This window comes from Mesorhizobium sp. B2-3-14 (assembly GCF_006442175.1).
In the GTDB taxonomy this organism is placed as follows: Bacteria; Pseudomonadota; Alphaproteobacteria; order Rhizobiales; family Rhizobiaceae; genus Mesorhizobium; species Mesorhizobium australicum.
Map to the genome: position 1 here is coordinate 166643 of NZ_VFVP01000005.1, position 19177 is coordinate 185819.

A 19177-nucleotide genomic window follows, 5' to 3' on the forward strand; every position below is an offset into this window, starting at 1 on the left:
GTCGATGCGGGGGTACATCGGCCTTGACGTCTCGACCTTCGGGCACGCCGCCCGGAAACCTGCGGCCGCGGGAACGCGCGGCCGACCTGTCTGTCGTCAGCGCAACTGGCTGGCTTCGTCGCCCTCGGCCGAGGCGGACTGCTGTGCGGTGCCGCCGGGGAGTTTCACCTTCAGGTTCTCGGTCATGAACTGCGTACCGGCGGCGACCACGACGTCGCCCGGTTTCAATCCCTCCGCGACACGCACGCCGTCGGGGGCGAACTCGGCGACCTTGACCGAACGGGCATGCACGGTGTCGGCGCCACGATCGACCGTCCAGACGATCGACTGGCTGTCTTTCTCGGCGAGTGCACTGAGCGGGATGGACACGAGCTGCTTTTCGTTGGCCGCCGACGCCTCGATATTGGCGGTCATGCCGAGCAGCACGCGCGGGTCGTTGGGCAGGCTGACGCGGACGGCAAAGGTGCGCGACTGCGGATCGGCGCTGCCGGCGACCTCACGGACCTTGCCGTCAAGCTTCAGCCCATCGTCCGACCAGAAGCCCGCCTTGACGTCCTTGCCCGGCTTGAACTCGGCGATCTCCATTTCCGGAACCGCGATCAGCACTTCCTTTTCACCGTCGACCGCGACGGTGACCACGGGCGTGCCCGAGCCGACCACCTGGCCGACATCGGCGTTTACCGCCGTGACGATGCCATCCCTGTCGGCCTTGAGGTCGGTATAGCCGACCTGGTTCCTGGCCTGGGCAAGCGTAGAGCGGGCGGAGTCGCGCGTGGCGATTGCCTGGTCATAGGTCAGTGTCGCCTGTTCGAGCTGCGATTTCGGCGCGAAGTTCTTGGCGAAAAGCTGTTCGGCGCGCTTACGGGCGAGTTCGACCGTCTCGACCTGCCGTTCAGAGGCATCGAGTGCCGCCTGCGCGCTCTTGACCGACAGGTCATAGTCGGAGGGATCGATGCGGGCGAGCACGTCGCCAGGCGCCACGTGCTGGCCGATGTCGACGAGACGCTCGGTGATCTTGCCATTGACCCGGAAACCCAGCGTGCTCTCGGTGCGGGCGCGCACCGATCCGGAATAGGACAGCGTACGGGTGTCATGCGCCTGGGCGATCTCGACGACCTTCACCGGACGGATGATGTCCTTCACCTCGGCTTTTTCCTGCGAGCAGCCGGCAAGCCCAAGCGATGCGACGATCAGGCCGGCAGCTGGCAGCTTGCGAAGGATGGAACTGGGCAAAAACATTTCGGTACTCCCGACTGGAAGACGGACTGTCGACACCGGCACCGGCTGGCGACGGCTATTTCAAGGCTCTGATGGCGTAATCGATGAGGTCGTCGGGCATTGCCCGATTGGTCTTGGCGAGGCACTGCGCCACCATCTGCGGATGGCACAGGATGACGGTGGCGGCACCGAAGCAACGCGATGCGGTCACCGGGTCCTGCTTCCTGAACTCGCCAGCCTCGATGCCCTCGCCGATCACCTCGGCGAAGAGATCGTGAATGCTGTCGACATGCTTGTCGATCACGCCCCAGTCCCGCTCGAGCGCGACGATGACCATCTCGTGGACCTTCTGGTCGTCGAGCATGACCTCCATCGTCAGCTTGTATTGTGCATGCACATAACGACGCAGCCGCTCCTCGGCGCTGATCGGCAGGTGCATGATCTCGTAAGCCATCTTGTAGCTGGCGCCGAGCATCCGGCCACATACGGCCTGGTGGATCTCGACCTTGGAGGCAAAGAAACGATAGATGTTGGCCGGTGACATGCCGAGTTCGCGGGCGATGTCGGCGACATTGGTCTTGCCGTAGCCATAGTGCCGGAACAGGCGCTCGGCGCAATCGAGTATGCGCGTTACATTTTCCTGTCGGGCGACGTCGGCGACGATGTTGGCGGCTTCGGACATAGCTCTCTGTCAAATAACGAGTGACGAATTTCGATTTTCATCACTCGTAAATCTAAATGAGCGAGGTGTCAACGCGGATTCGGTGTACGCGTACGATAGGTGACAATTGGTGACATCCAGTAGACGTCACAAGGCGCCCTCAGGATGCGGACCATTGAAAATATTCTCTCGAAAATCCCCGGGGGCTTCAGGCGACCTTGGCCATTTCCCGCAGCCGGAACTTCTGGATCTTGCCGGTTGAGGTCTTCGGTATCTCGGCAAAGATCACCGCTTTCGGCACTTTGAAGCGGGCGAGCAGCGTCCGGCAGTGCTCGATGATCTCGGCCTCGCTCGCCTCCTTGCCCGGCTTCAGTTCCACATAGGCGACAGGCACCTCGCCCCATTTGTCGTCATGGCGCGCCACGACGCCGCAGGAGGCGACGGCGGGATGCTTGTAGAGCGCGTCCTCGACCTCGATCGAGGAAATGTTCTCGCCACCGGAGATGATGATGTCCTTGGAGCGGTCCTTGAGCTGGATATAGCCATCCGGGTGCATGACGCCGAGATCGCCTGAGTGGAACCAGCCGCCGCCGAAAGCCTCGTCAGTCGCCCTGCGGTTCTTCAGGTAGCCCTTCATGACGATGTTGCCACGAAACATCACCTCGCCGATGGTCTCGCCGTCGGCGGGCGTCTCGGCCATGGTCTCGGGGTCCATTACCGTCAGGCCTTCGAGTGCGGCATAGCGCACGCCCTGCCGTGCCTTCTTGCCCGCCCTCGCCCCTTTGTCGAGTGCGTCCCAGCCATTATGCCATTCGTTGACGACAGCGGGACCATAGGTCTCTGTCAGGCCGTAGAGATGGGTGACGGCAAAGCCAGCATCGGCCATGCCCGACAGCACGGCTTCGGGCGGCGGGGCGGCCGCCGTGTTGAAGGTGACCGTTTGCGCAAACGTGCGCTTGTCCTCGTCCTTGGCGTTGATCAGCACCGACATGACCACCGGCGCCCCGCACAGATGGGTGACGCCATGATCGGCGATAGCGTCATAAATGGGCTTCGGCCGCACCCAGCGCAGGCAGACATGCGTGCCGGCCTGGACGGCGAGCGTCCAGGGAAAACACCAGCCATTGCAGTGGAACATCGGCAAGGTCCAGAGATAGACCGCGTGCTTGGCCATGCCGGCATGGATAGTGTTGGTGTAGGCCATCAGCGCAGCACCTCGGTGATGGTAGACGACGCCCTTGGGATTGCCTGTCGTGCCCGAAGTATAATTGAGCGAGATGGCGTCCCATTCGTCGTCCAGCATCGACCAGGCGAACGCCTCGTCGCCATTGGCGACAAAGGCTTCATAGTCCACCGTGCCGACCCTCTCGCCTTTCGGATAGGGCGCGTCGGTGGCGTATTCGGGATCGTCGTAGTCGATGACCAGCGGTTTGACCACGGCCAGACCGAGCGCTTCCCGCACCACGCCGGAAAACTCGCGATCGACGATCAGCACCTTGGTCTCGGCATGGTCGAGCTGGAAGGCGATGACGGCGGCGTCGAGACGCGTGTTGAGCGAGTGCAGCACCGCCTTGGTCATCGGCACGCCGAAATGCGCTTCCAGCATCGGCGGCGTGTTCGACAGCATGACCGTCACCGTGTCGCCCTTGCCGATGCCATGCTTGTGCAGGGCCGAGGCGAGCTTCAACGAACGGCGCCAGAAATCGCGGTAGCTGATGCGCTGGCTGCCATGGATGACGGCGACATGGTCGGGATAGGTTCTTGCAGCGCGCTCCAGATAGGTGAGCGGCGTCAGCGGCTGGTGATTGGCCGCGTTCCTGTCGAGATCCTGTTCGTAGGGATTGGCCATCCCATTCTCCCCAAAGTCTTTTCGAGCTTTCTAACCTTACGCTCGTCGTCACGCTATCCCCCTGAAGGGCTGAGAATGCTATCCTGCACCGACTTGCTAGAATGGGGATTTCGATTGTGCCGCGCCGGCAGGAGATCTCTTCCCGGCTATTCCAAATTTGACTTTTGTCGAGAGCCGTGACTAATGTCAGCCAAGGAGGCGGCATGGCGATCCGACCGGCAGAACAGCTCATCCACAAGGCGGCCTGGCTTTACTATGCCCATGGGCTTCGCCAGGACGAAGTGGCCAATCAACTCAACATTTCGCGCGCCTCCGTCGCTATGTATCTGCGCAAGGCGCGCGAGACAGGCATCGTCAACATCTCGACCTCGACGCAGCTCTTCACGGACGACGTCATGGCGCGTAGGCTGGAAGACGCCCTGAAGCTCGACGCCGTCTGGATCGCGCCTGAGAACGCCTATCTCGCCGACCCCTCGGCCGATATCGCGGTGCTGGCGGCAAGCGTTTTCCTGGAACTCGTCGGGAAAGGCGACCGCATCGGCGTCGCCTGGGGCCGCACCATCTACACCATCGCCGACATCATGTCCTATGCCGACCTGCAGGACGTCACCGTGGTGCAGCTCTGCGGCAATCTCGGCGCACCCTATTCCTACCGGCCCGATCAATGCACTATGGAAATCGCGCGCCGGCTCAATGCCAAGGGCCTCAACTTCTACGCGCCCCTGGTGCTGTCGACCGAGGAACTGGCGCAAGGCCTGCGCGCCGAACCTGTGATCCGCGACCAGCTTGCCGGGATCAGCGACTGCGATCTTGCGCTCTACTCCATCGGCGCGGTCGATGCCGACAGCCATCTGGTGAAGTGCGGCGCGCTGACGGCAGCCGAGATGGCGGCGCTGCGCAGGGAAGGTGCCGCGGGTGTCATTGCCGGGCAGATCATCGATGCCCGTGGAGGGTTGCTCGACTGCAGCTACAACCGGCGGGTCATCTCGGCGGGGCTTGCTTCACTGCGCGTCATCGGTAAGCGGCTGATGGTCGTGCAGGAAGACAGCAAGTTCGAGCCGCTGCTCGCCGCGATCGCCGGCGGCCTCTGCACGCATCTGGTGGTCGGCGCGCATATGGCGCAGCGGCTGCTCGATCATGCCGGAACGTCAGCAGAAAAGGCGTCCTGAAAACCAATCCTTTGCCGACGCATTTGTCATCAAGGCGTCGCGGCATTCCTGTTCACCATCAAAGACAGCAACTGGACGAAGCGAACATGAAGAATCTGTGGAACGACGACGTGGCCGAACAACTCGTTGCCGACTATGCGAAGAAGGGCGTCGGCCGCGATCTGGCGTTGCGTGTCTACACGACGCGGCTTCTGGGCGGCGTGCCGCAACTGGTCCTGCATGGCGGCGGCAACACCTCCTGCAAGATCAAGGCGACCGATCTCGTCGGTGACGAATGGGACGTGCTGTGCGTCAAGGGCAGCGGCTGGGATATGGCGGTCATCGAGCCGCAGGGCCTGCCGGCGGTCAAGATGGGCGCCCTGCTCAAGGCGCGCAAGCTGGACAGGCTTTCCGACGAGGACATGGTCGCGTTGCAGCGGGCCAACCTGATCGACCCCGCCTCGCCCAACCCTTCGGTCGAGACCCTGCTGCATGCCTTCCTGCCGCACAAGTTCGTCGACCACACCCACTCGACCGCCATCCTGGCCATCGTCGACCAGGAAGACAGCAAGCCGCTGGTGGCAAAGGTGTTCGGAGCCAAAATGGGCTATGTGCCCTACATCATGCCGGGCTTCGATCTCGCCAAGGCGGCGGCCGATGTCTTCGACGCCGACCCGACGGTGGAAGGCCTGATCCTCGACAAGCACGGCATCTTCACTTTCGGCGAGGATGCCAGGCAGGCCTATGACCGGATGATCCACTATGTGAACGTCGCCGAGGATTATGTGGCCGAGCATGCCAAGCCGAAGGCTGCAAAGACAGCGCTGCCGGCAAGACTAGCGTCACCAGCGGCGATCGCGCCCATGCTGCGCGGCGCTGTAGCGGCCCCACGCGGCGAAGGCCGCTTCGACCGCATGATCTCTGACTTCCGCACCTCGGACGCGATTGTCGATTTCATCAATTCCGCAGAGATCGCCGACTATGCCGGACGTGGCGTGTCGACGCCGGATCTGTCGATCCGGATCAAGACCGGACCGATGGCCGTGCCAGCGCCCGATGCCGACAAGATCGGCGACTACAAGGCCGTAATCCGGAACCATGTCGACGCTTTCGCCAAGGATTACCGCGCCTATTTCGAGACCAATGACGCGCTCGACGACGTCAAGCGCACCATGCTCGATCCGATGCCCCGGCTGACGCTGGTGCCGGGGCTCGGCATGTTCGGCCATGGCCGCACGCTGAAGGATGCCAGGATCGCCTCGGACGTTGGCGAGATGTGGATCGAGGCCGTGCGCGGCGCCGAGGCCGTCGGGCGTTTCCACCCGCTATCCAAGGCCGACCTGTTCCCGCTCGAATACTGGTCGCTGGAACAGGCCAAGCTCGCCTCCAACAAGCCGAAGCCGCTGACCGGCCAGGTGGTGCTGATCACCGGCGGTGCCGGTGCGATTGGTGCGGCGACCGCAAAACTGTTCGCCGACAATGGCGCTCATGCCGTCGTCGTCGATCTCGACGCCGAAAAGGCCGCCGATGCCGCCAGGAAAGCTGGCAACAATTCGATTGGCGTCGGCGCCGACATCACCGACCCGGACCAGATGCGTGCCGCCTTCGACAAGGCGGTCGCCGTCTTCGGCGGCGTCGACATATTGGTGTCCAATGCGGGTGCTGCCTGGGAAGGCCGCATCGGCGAGCTTGACGATACGCTGCTGCGCAAGAGCTTCGAGCTCAATTTCTTCGCTCACCAGTCGGCGGCGCAGAACGCCGTGCGCATCATGCTGGAACAAGGTACAGGTGGGGCGCTGTTGTTCAACACCTCCAAGCAGGCGGTCAATCCGGGTCCGAAATTCGGCGCCTATGGCGTGCCGAAAGCGGCGACGCTGTTCCTGTCAAGGCAATACGCGCTCGACTACGGCGCCCATGGCATCCGTTCCAACGCCGTCAACGCCGACCGCATCCGCTCCGGGCTTTTGACCGACGCCATGATCGCCAGCCGCTCGGGCGCACGCGGCGTGTCAGAGAAGGAATACATGTCCGGCAATCTGCTCGGCCAGGAAGTGACCGCGCAGGACGTGGCGCAGGCCTTCCTGCACCATGCCCTGGCCGACCGGACGACCGCCGATGTGACGACGGTCGACGGTGGCAACATCGCGGCGGCGCTGCGATAAGGCAATCTCTGCTATCCTTTTAGCGCCAGGCAGGATCGAGACGAAGACTAGTAAACATTGTTAGTCCTTGTGAGGTGCGCTATATATAGTCGGTATGAAAGCTGAACCTATGCGCACCCTGACCATATCGCTTACGCCGCAGCAGGTCGCCCGCCTGCAGAGCGCCGTCGAGGGCGGAGGATACGCCTCGAACAGTGAAATCGTCCGCGAAGCCTTGCGCCTTTGGGAGCAGCGCGAGCAATTGCGTGCCCTGGAACTGGATCAGTTGAAACGGGCCTACGCCGACGGCATGGCCAGCGGCAACCCAGTCGAAGTCGAACCCGTCGAGTTCATTCGGGGCCTGAATGCAGAACGCCGCGCCGGTGGCTAAATACAGGCTTACTCCGCGCGCCTCGCAGGATTTGCGCGACATCTGGCACACCATCGCAATCGACAATGAAAAGGCAGCCGATAAGCTGCTGATGCGCATTTTCGACAAGATGGAACTGGCGGCAGGGCATCCCAAGATGGGTTCGGCCCGGCCGGAATTGAGCGCGACGGCCCGCGTGCTCATCGAAGGCCGCTATATCGTCATCTATGAACCACAGCCGGACGGTGTACTGGTCGTAGCGATCGTTCATGGAATGCGCGATCCGGAACACTGGTTGTAACCGGAAGGCTGAACATCGATACGAAAGGGCGGTTCATAGCCGCCCTTTCGCTTTCCTATTGGTGCCGCGCTACTTCGCGTTCGGGTTCGGCATCCATGTCGGCATGGCGACATCGGCATGGGCGAACTGCGGCAGCTTGGCCGACAGGTCCTCCATGTTCTTGATGTCCTTGTCGATCAGCTCCTTCTGGGTGATCAGCGTCGGCGGCACGATGACGTTGTGGCCGGGATCTTCGCCGGCGAGCAGTTGCGCCAGGGCGCGCACCGAGACCTGGCCGACGACGGCCGGGTTGGTCGCCGCGGTAGCCGCCCAGGCACTGTCGGGCTCGCGCATCGCAGCGATGTCGGACGTCGAAATATCGGCCGAATAGATCTTGATCTTTTTGTTCAGGCCGGCCTCGTCGACGGCGATCTTCACGCCCTTGGCGAACTCGTCATAGGGCGCGAACATCACGTTGATGTCGGGGTGCGCCGACAGCACCGAGCGCGCCTGGTTGGCGACGGAGTTGGCGATCGGATTGTCGAGCGTGCCGAACATGGCGGCTTCCTTTATGCCGGCATATTTTTTCTTGACGTCGACCCAGGTCTCGTTGCGGCGGTCGAGCGGCGCGATGCCGGCGACATAGACATAGCCGGCGTTCCAGCTTTCGCCATTGTCCTTGACTGCCTGTTCGAGCGCCAGCCGTGCCAGGTCTTTGTCCGACTGTTCGATCTGCGGGATCTTGGGGTTTTCGACATTGACGTCGAATGCCACCACCTTGATGCCGGCGTCGACGGCGCGCTGGGCGGCGTCCTTCATCGATTCCGTCAGGCCGTGCTGGATGATGATGCCCTGCACGCCGAGCGCGATGGCCTGGTCGACCATGTCGGATTGAAGGGCGGCGTCCTGGCGGCTGTCGAGCACGCGCAGGTCGATACCGAGCGCCTTCGACTGCGCCTCGACGCCCGACAGATACGCCTGGAAGAAGTCGCCGGTCGAGAGATAGCGAACCAGTGCGATCTTGATGCCGGGTTTGTCGAACGGCGCCGGCTTGTCGGCGGCAAATGCCCCCTGCATCAGCATGGTTGCGCCGGCGAGCCCGAGCGCCACTTTCCCCAGAAGTCTTCTAGTGATGTTCACCTTGTTTTCCTCCACTTTTGTTGAACCCAAAATCCTATCCGGCCGAATGCTAGTTCCTGCCCCTGCCCGAAAGGGCAAAGGTGAAGACAAGGGCGACGACCAGAACCACGCCCTTGACGAAATCCTGCGTGTAGTAAGGCGCGTTCATCATTGTCAGGCCTTGCAGCAAGATGCCGACGAACAGCGCGCCGATGGCGGTGCCAAAGGCGTTCGGCTTGGCGGCGCCGAGCACCGCGTAGCCGATCAGCGCCGCGGCAACCGCATCGAGCAGCAGATTATTACCCGAGGCGATGTCGCCGCGTCCAAGCCGGGCCGCGAGCAAAATGCCGCCGATCGAGGCAAAAACGCCCGAAATAACGTAGGCCCAGATCTTGTATGCCTTGACAGGCGCGCCAGCGAGTTCGGCGGCGCGCTCATTGCTGCCGACCGCATACATCATGCGGCCGAAGCGGGTGTATTCGAGGAAGAACCAGATCAGCACGGCCAGCGCCAGAAGCACGACGACCGAGACCGGGATGAGGTTTGGGATGAAGAAGTCGAAGCGGTGGCGGCCGAGCGCCAGGAAACCATCGGAGAACTTGCCGCTGGCGACCGAGCCATCGGGCATGGTCATGCCGGTGGCGATCGAGCGGCCTTCCGTGGGGATGCGTTGCAGGCCGACCAGCAGGAACATCATCCCGAGCGTCGCCAGCAGATCGGGTACACGCATGTAGACGATCAGCCAGCCATTGATCAGGCCGACAATGGCGCCAATCAACAGGCAGACGATGACCGCCACGAACGCGTTTTGCTCCAGCACCACCATCACATAGGCCGCAGCCATCATGGCAGAGGTTGCGACCGAACCGATCGACAGGTCGAAGCCGCCGACGACAAGCGTGGCGGTAACACCGAGCGCCAGCACACCGGTGATGGCGACAGACTGGAAGATGAAGACGGCACTTTGCGGCGAAACGAAGCCGTCGGCGGCGATCGCGAAATAGGCGACCAATCCGAACAGCAGCACGATGAACCCATAGCGGATGGCGTAGTCGCGCAGCGTCATTCGGCGCACCCCGGCGCCGCTGCCCCATTTACCCAACTCGCAGCCATGGTCTCTCCATTCTAATTCCATCGGCCGCCACGCTCAGGCAGCGCTGTGCAGCGGTCCACCGGCAACCTCGGCCAGCAGGCGGTCGAGGTCGACATCGGCATTGCGGTGTTCGCCGACGATCGTGTGCTCCGACATCACCAGGATGCGGTCTGCCGTCTCCAGCGCTTCGTCGAGTTCAGTGACGAACAGAAGCGTGGCGCGGCCATTGGCGCTGGCCCTCAGCTTGGCGGCGATGTCGCGCCGGGCCGAAATGTCGACGCCCTGGAACGGCTCGTCGAGGATGAACAGCGCGGCATTCTGCGCCATCCAGCGGGCGACCATCACCTTCTGCTGGTTGCCGCCCGACAGCGCCGACATCTCGTCCTTCTCGGAGCGGCAGACGATGCCCAGTTGCTCGATCTGCCGGCGTGCGGTGGCGCGTTCGAGGCGGCGCCTGAGCACGCTCAGACTGGACATGCGCTTCAGAAACGGCAGGCTGACATTGCGCTCGATGTTGAAGCCGTCGACGATGCCGCTGGTCGCACGATCCTTGGCGACGAGGAACACGCCGGCGGCGATCGCGTCGCCCGCCGAGCGCGGCGCGTAAGGCTTGCCGTTCATCGTCATGGTGCCGTCGAGCGGCCGGCGCACACCGAACAGCGTCTCGGCAAGAGCGGTCTTGCCGACGCCGACGAGGCCCGTGATGGCGACGACCTCGCCATCGCCGAGTGTCAGCGACATCGGCTTGGCCCCTTGCGCGATGCGCAGGCCTTCGACGCTCAGGACCGCCCTGGCGGAACTCCTGGCCACGATCCGGTCGAGATGGATCTTGCGGCCGAGCATGGCGTTGACCGCACCTTCATAATCGAGCGGCTTGGCATCGAAGGCGCCCGAGACGACACCGTCGCGCATCGAGACGATGCGATCCGCGAGCCGCCTGATGTCCGACATGCGGTGCGAGATGTAGAGGATCGCCACGCCCTGCTCGCGCAGACGGTCGACCAGCGCGAACAGCCTGTCGGCCTCGGCACTGGAGAGCGACGAGGTCGGCTCATCGAGGATCAGCACTTTCGGCTGGTGCGCCAGCGCCCGGGCAATCGCCACCATCTGGCGGTCGGCCAGCGAAAGATCGCTGACGCGCGCCTTCAAATCGATGGCCAGCCCCATGCGGTCGGCGACCGCCTTGGCCTCACGGCGCACGCGAGCGGGATTGAACAGGGTCGGCACGCCCCGGCCGCTCAGCCGGTCGAGCGTAAGATTGGTGGCGACATCGAGATCGGCGACCACGCCGTCATTGATGTTCTGGTGCACGGTGACGACACCCGCGCGGATCGCTTCCGCCGGCGTGTTCGGCGCGAACTCCGCACCGGCGAGGGTCATAGAGCCGCCGCCACGCTCGTAGACGCCGCTGATGATCTTGACGAGGGTGGATTTGCCGGCGCCGTTGGCGCCCATCAGCACGGTCACTTCACCGGCATGGAGGTCCAGCGCGATGCCGCCAAGCACCTCGTTGCGGCCAAAGGATTTCCTCAGTCCCTCTACGCGGAACACGGCATTGCCGACCATGCGTTCCTCCCTGGTCATGACGCTATGGTCAATGTAGGCAATTGTCAACACGATTGACAATTGCCAGACAGCTTCCTAGCTTGGCCCCGCCGCTTGGGCTCCTTATGATCGGAGCACATAGGCGGGAGGGAACAAGGATGACTGGGAACTTGCCGTTCGAAGCATTGTCGGTGGAGACGCTCGCAACCCGTCTCGGCACGAACGAAGCGCTGTGCGCGAAGATCGGCAAGGATGCGAGCGCCTGGAAAGTTCGCGAGGTTGGCGACGGCAATCTGAACCTGGTGTTCATCGTCGAAGGCGCCAGTGGCGGCGCCATCGTCAAGCAGGCCCTGCCCTATGTCCGCCTGGTGGGCGACAGCTGGCCGCTGCCGCTAAAACGCTCCTTCTTCGAATACCACGCACTGACCCGGCAAGAGGCGCGCGCGCCGGGCTCGGTGCCGGCGATCTACTACTTCGACGAGGTCCAGGCGCTGATCATCATGGAATATCTGGCACCGCCCCACATCATTCTCAGGCGCGCCCTGATCGATGGGCGCCGACTGCCGAACATTGCCAGGGATATCGGCCTGTTCATGGCCCGCACGCTGTTTCGCGGTTCGGACCTGTCGATGGTGACCAAGGAGCGCAAGGCGGATTTGGCGCTGTTCGCCGACAATGTCGAGCTTTGCGACATCACCGAGAACCTGGTGTTTTCCGACCCCTATTTCGACGCCAAGATGAACCGCCACACCAGTCCGCAGCTCGATAGGCTGGTGGCGGAACTGCGGGCCGACCGCGACCTCAAGGTGGAGGCGCAGCGGCTGAAGCATATGTTCGCCGCCAATGCCGAGACGCTTTTGCATGGCGACCTGCATTCCGGCTCGATCATGGTCACCGATCAGGAAACGCGGATGATCGATCCGGAGTTCGCCTTCTACGGCCCGATGGCCTTCGACGTCGGCATGCTGCTCGCCAATTTCTGGATGTCCTTCTTCTCGCAGCGCGGGCATGAGCAGAACGGCAGGCGCGACGCCATGCGTGCCTATCTGCTCGGCGTCACGGCCGAGACCTGGGCCGTGTTCCGCGCCGAGTTCTCGCTGTTATGGCGCACCGAGCGCACCGGCATGCTCTATCAAAAAAGCCTGTTCGAGGATCAGGGCGACCGGCTGGGCGCCGAGCAGGCACTCGATAATGTCCTGCATCAGATCTGGGACGATCTGCTCGGCTTTGCCGGCATCGAGGTTCACAGGCGCATCCTTGGCCTCGCCCACAATGCCGACTTCGAGACCATTGCCGATGAAGATCTGCGCGCCAGTTGTGAGGCGAAGGCACTGAAATTCGGCCGCCACATCGCCGTCAATCGGCGCCAGATCCACAGCATCGACGAGGTCAACAATCTGGCCGCGCTGATCGAACAGGAGAACAGCATTTGAACGTCGGCGACCGCCACTTTCGGACCATCTGGCTGAGCGACGACGGCCGCTCGGTGGAGATTATCGACCAGCGCTGGCTGCCGCATGAGTTCCGTATCGAGAAGCTCGTCACGGTCGCCGGCATCGCCACCGCGATCCGCGACATGTGGGTGCGTGGCGCACCGTTGATCGGGGTCACCGCGGCCTATGGCGTCGCCATGCAGATGACGGATGATGCATCCGACGAAGCGCTCGACACTGTGTGGGAGATACTGCACGATACCAGGCCGACGGCGATCAACCTGCGCTGGGCGCTCGACGAGATGCGGCGCTTTCTGCGGCCGTTGCCGCTTGGTGAACGCGCCGCGGCCGCCTACCGGCGTGCCAATGAGATCGCCGACGAGGATGTCGGGCTCAACCGCGCCATCGGCGAGAACGGTCTCGCCATCATCAAGGATATCGCGGCGCGCAAGCAGCCGGGTGAGACGGTCAATATCCTCACCCACTGCAATGCCGGCTGGCTGGCGACGGTCGACTACGGGACAGCCACTTCACCGATCTACCTCGCTGTCGAAGCCGGCATTCCGGTCCATGTCTATGTCGATGAAACACGCCCACGCAACCAGGGCGCCCAACTCACCGCCTGGGAGATGGCTGGCCACGGCGTGCCGCACACGCTGATCGTCGACAATGCCGGGGGCCATCTGATGCAGCGCGGCGCAATCGACATGGTCATCGTCGGCACCGACCGCACCACCGCCGACGGCGACGTCTGCAACAAGATCGGCACCTATCTGAAGGCGCTCGCCGCCGCGGACAACGACGTGCCGTTCTACGTTGCGCTGCCTTCGCCGACCATCGACTGGACGGTGGGCGACGGACTTGCCGAAATCCCGATCGAGGAACGTTCCGGCGACGAGGTTTCGCTGGTGTGGGGCAAGACCGCGAGCGGCGAGATCGCCCAGGTACGCGTCTCGCCCGAAGCAACGCCTGCGGCAAACCCCGCCTTCGACGTGACGCCGGCGCGGCTGGTCACCGGGCTGATCACCGAGCGCGGCATCGCGAAGGCGTCGCGCGAGGGGCTGAAGGCGATGTTCCCCGAGCGGGGATAGGCGGGCCGCGCTCAGAACTCGGCATTGTCCAGCGCGTTCACGAATTCCAGCGAGCGCCGCAAGGCGCCGCGAATGGTGCCGATATCCACCGGCGTGCTTCGCCGCTGGGGATCATTGCGCTGCGGGCGCTGCAGCCGCAACGGCAGTTCGATGCTGACTGGCAGCGTGGCGGGCAGCACGGCCCAGTAGGATGCATAGTCGACAGAGCCGTCGCCGATGGCGCAGAAGGCCCATCCCTCGCCGGTGCTGACGACATCCTTCAGATGAGCATGTCCAACCGTATCGATGGCATCGGCGATATCTTGCGCCGGCTGCATCGTCTCGCCGCTGTAAGTGAAGATGTTGCCGGCATCGTGGTTCAGGCGGACGTACGGCGATCCGATGTCGCGGACGAAGCTTGCCCCCGATCGCGCGCCGCCGAGCAGATCGCCACTGCCATGTCCGGGGTTTTCGAGCGCCAGAACCATGCCGGCCTCCTCCAGCCTCGGCAGGAGAGCGTCGATCGTCGCGCGGATCGCCGCGCTGTTTCTCGCCGGGCCGGCATTGGTGATCAGGAACGACGCGCCGAGACCGGCGGCAAAGCCGATGCGCCGGGACAAGGCGTCGGCGGCATCGGCCCCCGACAGGTCGAGATGAGCCGATACGGCGTTGATGCCAAGCCCGGCATTTTGCGCCGTCCGGCACAGCTTCAGTGCCTGCGCCTCGGCAAACAGACCCTCGTCGAAATCGACATAGCCGCTGATAAAGGCCGGCTCGACATGGGCGGCACCCACAGCGGCAATCTCCTCGACGGCCAATTCCATGGAATAGCCGTCGAAGAGAGCGGTCGATACCGACATGATCCGCGAAGGCAGGGCTCAGGCTCCCTTGCCGTAGACGATCAATTCCGAGGCTTCCTTCACCTTGGCCGGCGACAGTGCCTCGCGCCAGTCGTCACGGACCACGACGCCCTTGGCGAAGCGCATCAGGCGCAGTGCGGCGTCGGACGGCACTTTCGGCGAGAAACCGAACCACATGGCGATCTCGACATTCAGATGACCGATCAGGAAGTCGAGCGCGGCTTGCCTTGGAATGCCATATTTGCGCTCGCACTCCTCGACGGCCTCGACCATCGTGTCGACGAAGGGCATGGCGACCATTTCGGACAGGCCGGGCTCCAGGATCGCCAGCTGTTCGACCGTCACCCGGTGGCTGTCGATGATCGGCGACCACATCGCCTTGCACACCTCCTCGCCAAGCGCGTAGTCCTCTTCAGGTCCCTGCATCAGGGCGCAGACGATCGACTGCCTGGCGATGCCGCCATGATAGTCGCGACGCGCGGCCCACTCCGTCTCGTCGCCGAACAGCGGCGGATGGCACGGATGGCCGACGAAATAGGTGAGATCTGGCCTGTCCTTCGGCAGGTCGCCGGCATAGGGTGCGGCCGCATCCAGAACGAGGATCATGGTGCCCTTGGCAAGCATCGGCGAGACCTGCCGCGTCACCTGGCCGATGATGTTGTCCGGCAGAGCCATCACCACGACCTTGGCGCCGGGAATGCCTTCCTCCATGGCGACGGCGGCGATATCGGCTTCTCCCAACCGCTTGCGGCCGGCCTCGCCGATCTCCACGGCGCGGACATCGTAACCTGCTTCGATCAGCTTGCGTGTCACGCGGAAGCCCATCTTCCCTCCGGCTCCAAGCACCGCCACGGATGTCGTCATTTGCTTCTCTCCCATTTCCTCTTGATGGCGCGCCGATGGCGCAGATTCAGCCGAACGCTTGCAGCGCGGCCTCGAGCTCCGGATGCGTGGCGGCGTAGTCGCGCGCGGGAATGCCTGCCGCGGCGGCTTCGAAAGCATCGTGCAGACTTTGAACGCCGGCGGCCGGACCGCCGGGATGCGCCATGATCCCGCCGCCGCAGCAATAGATGAAATCGTTCGTGCCGAGCCTTCCATAGGTCTCGCCCGCCTGCACCGCGGTCTGTCCGGACGAAAACACCGGCATCACCGTATCGGGCCGGTCGGCGCGGCCGAACATCGGAGTGAGGCAGGCGTGGGCGGATGCCATCACCGAATCGTCGGGCTCGCAGAACTTGTTGGACAGCCCGTTGACGTGCATGTGGTCGATGCCGGCCAGGCGCCAGAATTTCTGGTAGGCGAGATAGCTCATGCCGACGTCAGGAGAACGGCTGAAGAGACCCCAGCCCGCCCGATGGCCGTGCAGCGCGACGGCGGAATGCCGGCGCATCTTGACGACACCCGACAGGCCGACGGAATTGAGGACAAGCATGGCGCAGGTGCCGCCACGGCGCTCGATCAGGTCAAGCTGGCGGTGCATGGCGTCGATGTCGCCGGAAATGTTGGCCGCGTACATGACCTTGCGCCCGGTCCTGTCGGCGTGCCGGTCGATGACAGCCATGACCGCCTCGAACCGCTGTTCGAACGGCGAATGCGGGGGATCTCCCATCAGTTCGTCGTCCTTGATGAAGTCGAGGCCGGCTGAGATCAGCGTATCGGCCAGGGTCGCGGTCTCCCGCGGCGTAAGGCCGACGCTCGGTTTGACGATGGTGCCGATCAGCGGCCGTCCCGTGACGCCGGTCAGACGACGCGTGCCTTCGACAGCGAAAGCCGGCCCCGGATAGGCATCAGCGAAGACATCGGGAAAGCTGACGTCGAGCAGACGCATGGCCGAGAAATGATGCAGCTCGAACAGATTGCCGAGCACCGTCGACCAGACCGAAGCCAGCACGGTGCCCATGTTCTCGATGTTCCAGGAAAGACCCACTTTGGCCCGGCGCGGCCTGACGGCCGCCGCATCTCCGGGCGCGCGCGAAAACGGCAACGCCTCGCCATCGACCTCGCCAAGATCCTCCATGAATTCGACGCGCGCGCCAAATCTGAGCAGCAGTTCCGGCGTCTCCCCAGGGATCGGACGGAATGTCCCGCTCGATTGCTCACCCGCCATCGCGGCCGCGGCGACCTCCATGGGATAGCGGGTTTCGATCAGGTAGGTGGCGTTAAGACGACCGGTCAATGCAGGCTTCCCGGCTGGAATGAACTTCATAACGGGAGCGATAGCATCAAAAAGACATCATGTCATCACATGAGTTTTCCCGGTCAAAAAATTTGCGACTGTCAGTCCCCGCCGTCGTTGCCCGCCAGTTTCGAATAGAGTTCGTTGGCGCGGCCTATATGGTCCGCCATGGCGGCGCTGGCGCCTTCGGCGTCGCCGCTGGCGATCGCCTTGTAGATGCGTTCGTGTTCCTCGACCGTCAGACGCTCGGCGCCTTTCACGGCCACGAGATCGCGCTTGAAGCGCGACAGCCATTCGAGCATGCCCTTGGCCACGGCCGCGATCATCGAATTGCCGCTCATTTCCGCTATGACGGCGTGGAATTCCATGTCGGCGGTTACGAACCGAGCCTGGTCGCCCTTCGCCTCGCGTAGGTGGCGCAAGGTCCCGGCAAGCCGTTCCAGGCTCTTGGCCGTGGCGCGTCGCGTGGCGATCCGAACCAGGCCCGTTTCCAGCAAGAGCCTGACTTCTTTGAGTTCTTCGAGGCCGCGCGAATTCGTCGCCAGCATCATGACCATTGCCGCGGAGACCTGATCGACGATCACCTCCGGCGTCGGGTTGATGACGCGCGCCCGTTCGCCGTGCGATATCCGGATGAGCCCCATCTGCTGCAGCGTCAGCATCGCTTCCCGGATCGACGGCCGCCCGACGCCGATCATCGTCATCAGTTCCTTTTCCGACGGCAATTGGGAACCGGGCGGAAATTCGGATGTCGAGATCGCCGCCATCAGCCGATCGAGCACCTCGACATACAACTTCTTCTTCTGGACCGGTTCCATCCGCATCTCTCCTGATCGTTTCCCGGGGGCAATCGATCCCGAGTCGCACCAACAGGCAAGGTCCCCGCTAATAATTGACATTACATATACGATGACCTAGCGTCCAGTGTGGCCAGTCTCAATGCGGCGCGTGACGGCAAACATAGTGTCGGCACGGCCCGACTGGCCAGGGATGAGACGGAGAACCCGGCGGGCGCGTTGCTCCCGTGGACGCAGTCAAATGAGGTTCCGAGTGACTTGCCTATTTGGTATGCTGGTATAACATGTAGCTGGTATGGTGTCCTTCGGAAGAGACACCTTTACGGAGTGACAGACGAGCCGATCAGGTCGGCCGATTTTTGGGAGGAGAGATCATGAAGTTTTCAATTGTGGCGGCGCTTGCCGGCGCCGCGCTGGCCAGTGCTTCTGTTTTGCCGGCGATCGCATCGTCGGACAAACCGGTGATCGCGCTCGCCAACGCCTATTACGGCAACACCTGGCGCCACCAGATGGTGGAGGCGTTCGAGGCCTCGGCCAAGGAAGCCAAGGCAGGTGGCCAGATCGCCGATTACATCATCATGAACGGTGACGGCTCGGTGGCGCAGCAGAACAGCCAGATCGCCGAGCTGATCCTCAAGAAGGTCGATGTGCTCGCCGTCGACGCCGCCTCGGAGACCGCGGTCAACGGCATCATCGAAAAGGCCTGCAAGGCCGGCATCATCGTCGTTTCCTTCGATTCGGTTGCTTCGGCGCCCTGCAACTACCAGCTCAACTTCGACTTCAAGGGCTACAAGGCGGCCCAGGCCGAAGCCGTCTTCAAGATGATCGGCGGCAAGGGCAACGTCATCCAGGTGCGCGGCGTGAAGGGCTCTGCGCCCGACAACGACATGTTCAACGCGCAGCAGTCGGTGCTGGCGAAATATCCCGACATCAAGGTTGTCGCCACCGTCTACGGCCAGGCGACCGCCTCGGTCGCGCAGGCGGCGATCGCCAACGTCCTGCCCTCGCTGCCACATGTCGACGCCGTGCTCGGCCAGGGCGGCAGCGACGATGTCGGCATCGCCCAGGCCTTCGTCCAGTATGGCGGCGATTATGCCGGCAAGATGCCGATCATCGAAGGCGGCGGCGGCACCGACTTCGTCAAATGGTGGGCCGAAGAGAATGCCAAGAACGGCTACCAGACCGTCTCGATGAACACCACGCCGGGCATTGGCGGCGCCGCGTTCTGGCTCGGCCTTTCGTTGCTCAAGGGCGGCAAGGCACCGAAGCTGATGATCATGCCGGTGGCGACGGTCGATGCCAGCAATCTCAAGGAGTATGCGAAGCTGCCGGGCGGCCAGATCATCAGCCCTACCTATTCGCTCGACTGGGTCAAGCAGAACCTGCTCAGCAAGTAAGGCTGCCATTGCCAGGGACC

Annotated in this window: 17 protein-coding genes; 7 read left to right on the plus strand and 10 right to left on the minus strand. The window is 63.2% G+C overall.

Going from position 1 to position 19177, the window contains the following annotated elements:
- Positions 1-96: 96 nt before the first annotated feature.
- The 3 genes from FJ950_RS15300 to FJ950_RS15310 all read right to left on the minus strand — a co-directional run bounded on the left by FJ950_RS15300 (position 97) and on the right by FJ950_RS15310 (position 3728).
- Positions 97-1239, minus strand: a complete 1143-nt coding sequence (locus FJ950_RS15300; RefSeq protein ID WP_140617379.1) for an efflux RND transporter periplasmic adaptor subunit — start codon at positions 1237-1239, stop codon at positions 97-99.
- 55 nt (positions 1240-1294) lie between these two features.
- Positions 1295-1900: a TetR family transcriptional regulator gene (locus tag FJ950_RS15305; RefSeq protein ID WP_015318925.1), complete on the minus strand. Its 606-nt coding sequence runs from the start codon at positions 1898-1900 to the stop codon at positions 1295-1297.
- A gap of 187 nt (positions 1901-2087) precedes the next feature.
- Positions 2088-3728 carry an acyl-CoA synthetase gene (locus FJ950_RS15310; RefSeq protein WP_140617380.1) on the minus strand — a complete coding sequence of 547 codons (1641 nt, stop codon included), beginning with the start codon at positions 3726-3728 and terminating at the stop codon, positions 2088-2090.
- A gap of 203 nt (positions 3729-3931) precedes the next feature.
- On the opposite strand from FJ950_RS15310, the gene FJ950_RS15315 reads away from it, so the two are divergent.
- The 4 genes from FJ950_RS15315 (at position 3932) to FJ950_RS15330 (ending at position 7688) form a co-directional block, all read left to right on the plus strand.
- Positions 3932-4897: a sugar-binding transcriptional regulator gene (locus FJ950_RS15315; RefSeq protein WP_140617381.1), complete on the plus strand. Its 966-nt coding sequence runs from the start codon at positions 3932-3934 to the stop codon at positions 4895-4897.
- 86 nt (positions 4898-4983) lie between these two features.
- Entirely contained in the window at positions 4984-7038 is a 2055-nt protein-coding gene (locus tag FJ950_RS15320) for a bifunctional aldolase/short-chain dehydrogenase (protein WP_140617382.1), read from the plus strand.
- A 109-nt stretch (positions 7039-7147) separates the two neighbouring features.
- On the plus strand, positions 7148-7408 hold the full coding sequence (locus tag FJ950_RS15325; RefSeq protein ID WP_181171256.1) for a type II toxin-antitoxin system ParD family antitoxin: 261 nt from the start codon (positions 7148-7150) through the stop codon (positions 7406-7408).
- The gene (locus FJ950_RS15330; RefSeq protein WP_224719646.1) at positions 7383-7688 is read left to right on the plus strand and encodes a type II toxin-antitoxin system RelE/ParE family toxin; all 306 of its coding nucleotides are present in this window, start codon (positions 7383-7385) and stop codon (positions 7686-7688) included. Before FJ950_RS15325 ends, FJ950_RS15330 begins: the two co-directional genes overlap by 26 nt.
- Before the next feature lie 69 nt (positions 7689-7757).
- Here FJ950_RS15330 and FJ950_RS15335 read toward each other — a convergent pair whose 3' ends face one another.
- The 3 genes from FJ950_RS15335 to FJ950_RS15345 form a co-directional block, all read right to left on the minus strand.
- Positions 7758-8807, minus strand: coding sequence for a substrate-binding domain-containing protein (locus tag FJ950_RS15335; protein WP_140617384.1), 1050 nt, complete (start codon positions 8805-8807; stop codon positions 7758-7760).
- A 49-nt stretch (positions 8808-8856) separates the two neighbouring features.
- A complete protein-coding gene (locus tag FJ950_RS15340) occupies positions 8857-9852 on the minus strand; it encodes an ABC transporter permease (RefSeq protein ID WP_140617385.1) in 996 nt (331 codons plus the stop codon).
- Positions 9853-9933: 81 nt separating this feature from the next.
- Positions 9934-11445: a sugar ABC transporter ATP-binding protein gene (locus tag FJ950_RS15345; protein WP_140617604.1), complete on the minus strand. Its 1512-nt coding sequence runs from the start codon at positions 11443-11445 to the stop codon at positions 9934-9936.
- A gap of 137 nt (positions 11446-11582) precedes the next feature.
- Between FJ950_RS15345 and mtnK the strand changes: the two genes are divergently transcribed.
- Positions 11583-12857, plus strand: a complete 1275-nt coding sequence (gene mtnK, locus FJ950_RS15350) for an S-methyl-5-thioribose kinase (protein ID WP_140617386.1) — start codon at positions 11583-11585, stop codon at positions 12855-12857.
- Positions 12854-13948 carry an S-methyl-5-thioribose-1-phosphate isomerase gene (gene mtnA, locus FJ950_RS15355; RefSeq protein ID WP_140617387.1) on the plus strand — a complete coding sequence of 365 codons (1095 nt, stop codon included), beginning with the start codon at positions 12854-12856 and terminating at the stop codon, positions 13946-13948. Before mtnK ends, mtnA begins: the two co-directional genes overlap by 4 nt.
- An 11-nt stretch (positions 13949-13959) precedes the next feature.
- On the opposite strand, the gene FJ950_RS15360 is transcribed toward mtnA, so the two are convergent.
- The 4 genes from FJ950_RS15360 to nanR form a co-directional block, all read right to left on the minus strand.
- A complete protein-coding gene (locus tag FJ950_RS15360) occupies positions 13960-14787 on the minus strand; it encodes a sugar phosphate isomerase/epimerase (RefSeq protein ID WP_140617388.1) in 828 nt (275 codons plus the stop codon).
- A gap of 18 nt (positions 14788-14805) precedes the next feature.
- Positions 14806-15651 carry a phosphogluconate dehydrogenase C-terminal domain-containing protein gene (locus FJ950_RS15365; RefSeq protein WP_140617389.1) on the minus strand — a complete coding sequence of 282 codons (846 nt, stop codon included), beginning with the start codon at positions 15649-15651 and terminating at the stop codon, positions 14806-14808.
- 46 nt (positions 15652-15697) lie between these two features.
- Positions 15698-16963 (minus strand): ribulose-bisphosphate carboxylase large subunit family protein, encoded by a 1266-nt coding sequence (locus tag FJ950_RS15370; protein WP_318011714.1) that lies wholly within the window; start codon positions 16961-16963, stop codon positions 15698-15700.
- Positions 16964-17064: 101 nt separating this feature from the next.
- Positions 17065-17781, minus strand: a complete 717-nt coding sequence (gene nanR, locus FJ950_RS15375; RefSeq protein WP_015318938.1) for a transcriptional regulator NanR — start codon at positions 17779-17781, stop codon at positions 17065-17067.
- Positions 17782-18134: 353 nt separating this feature from the next.
- Here nanR and FJ950_RS15380 point away from each other — a divergent pair, with 353 nt between their 5' ends.
- A complete protein-coding gene (locus FJ950_RS15380; protein ID WP_140617391.1) occupies positions 18135-19157 on the plus strand; it encodes an ABC transporter substrate-binding protein in 1023 nt (340 codons plus the stop codon).
- Positions 19158-19177 lie beyond the last annotated feature (20 nt).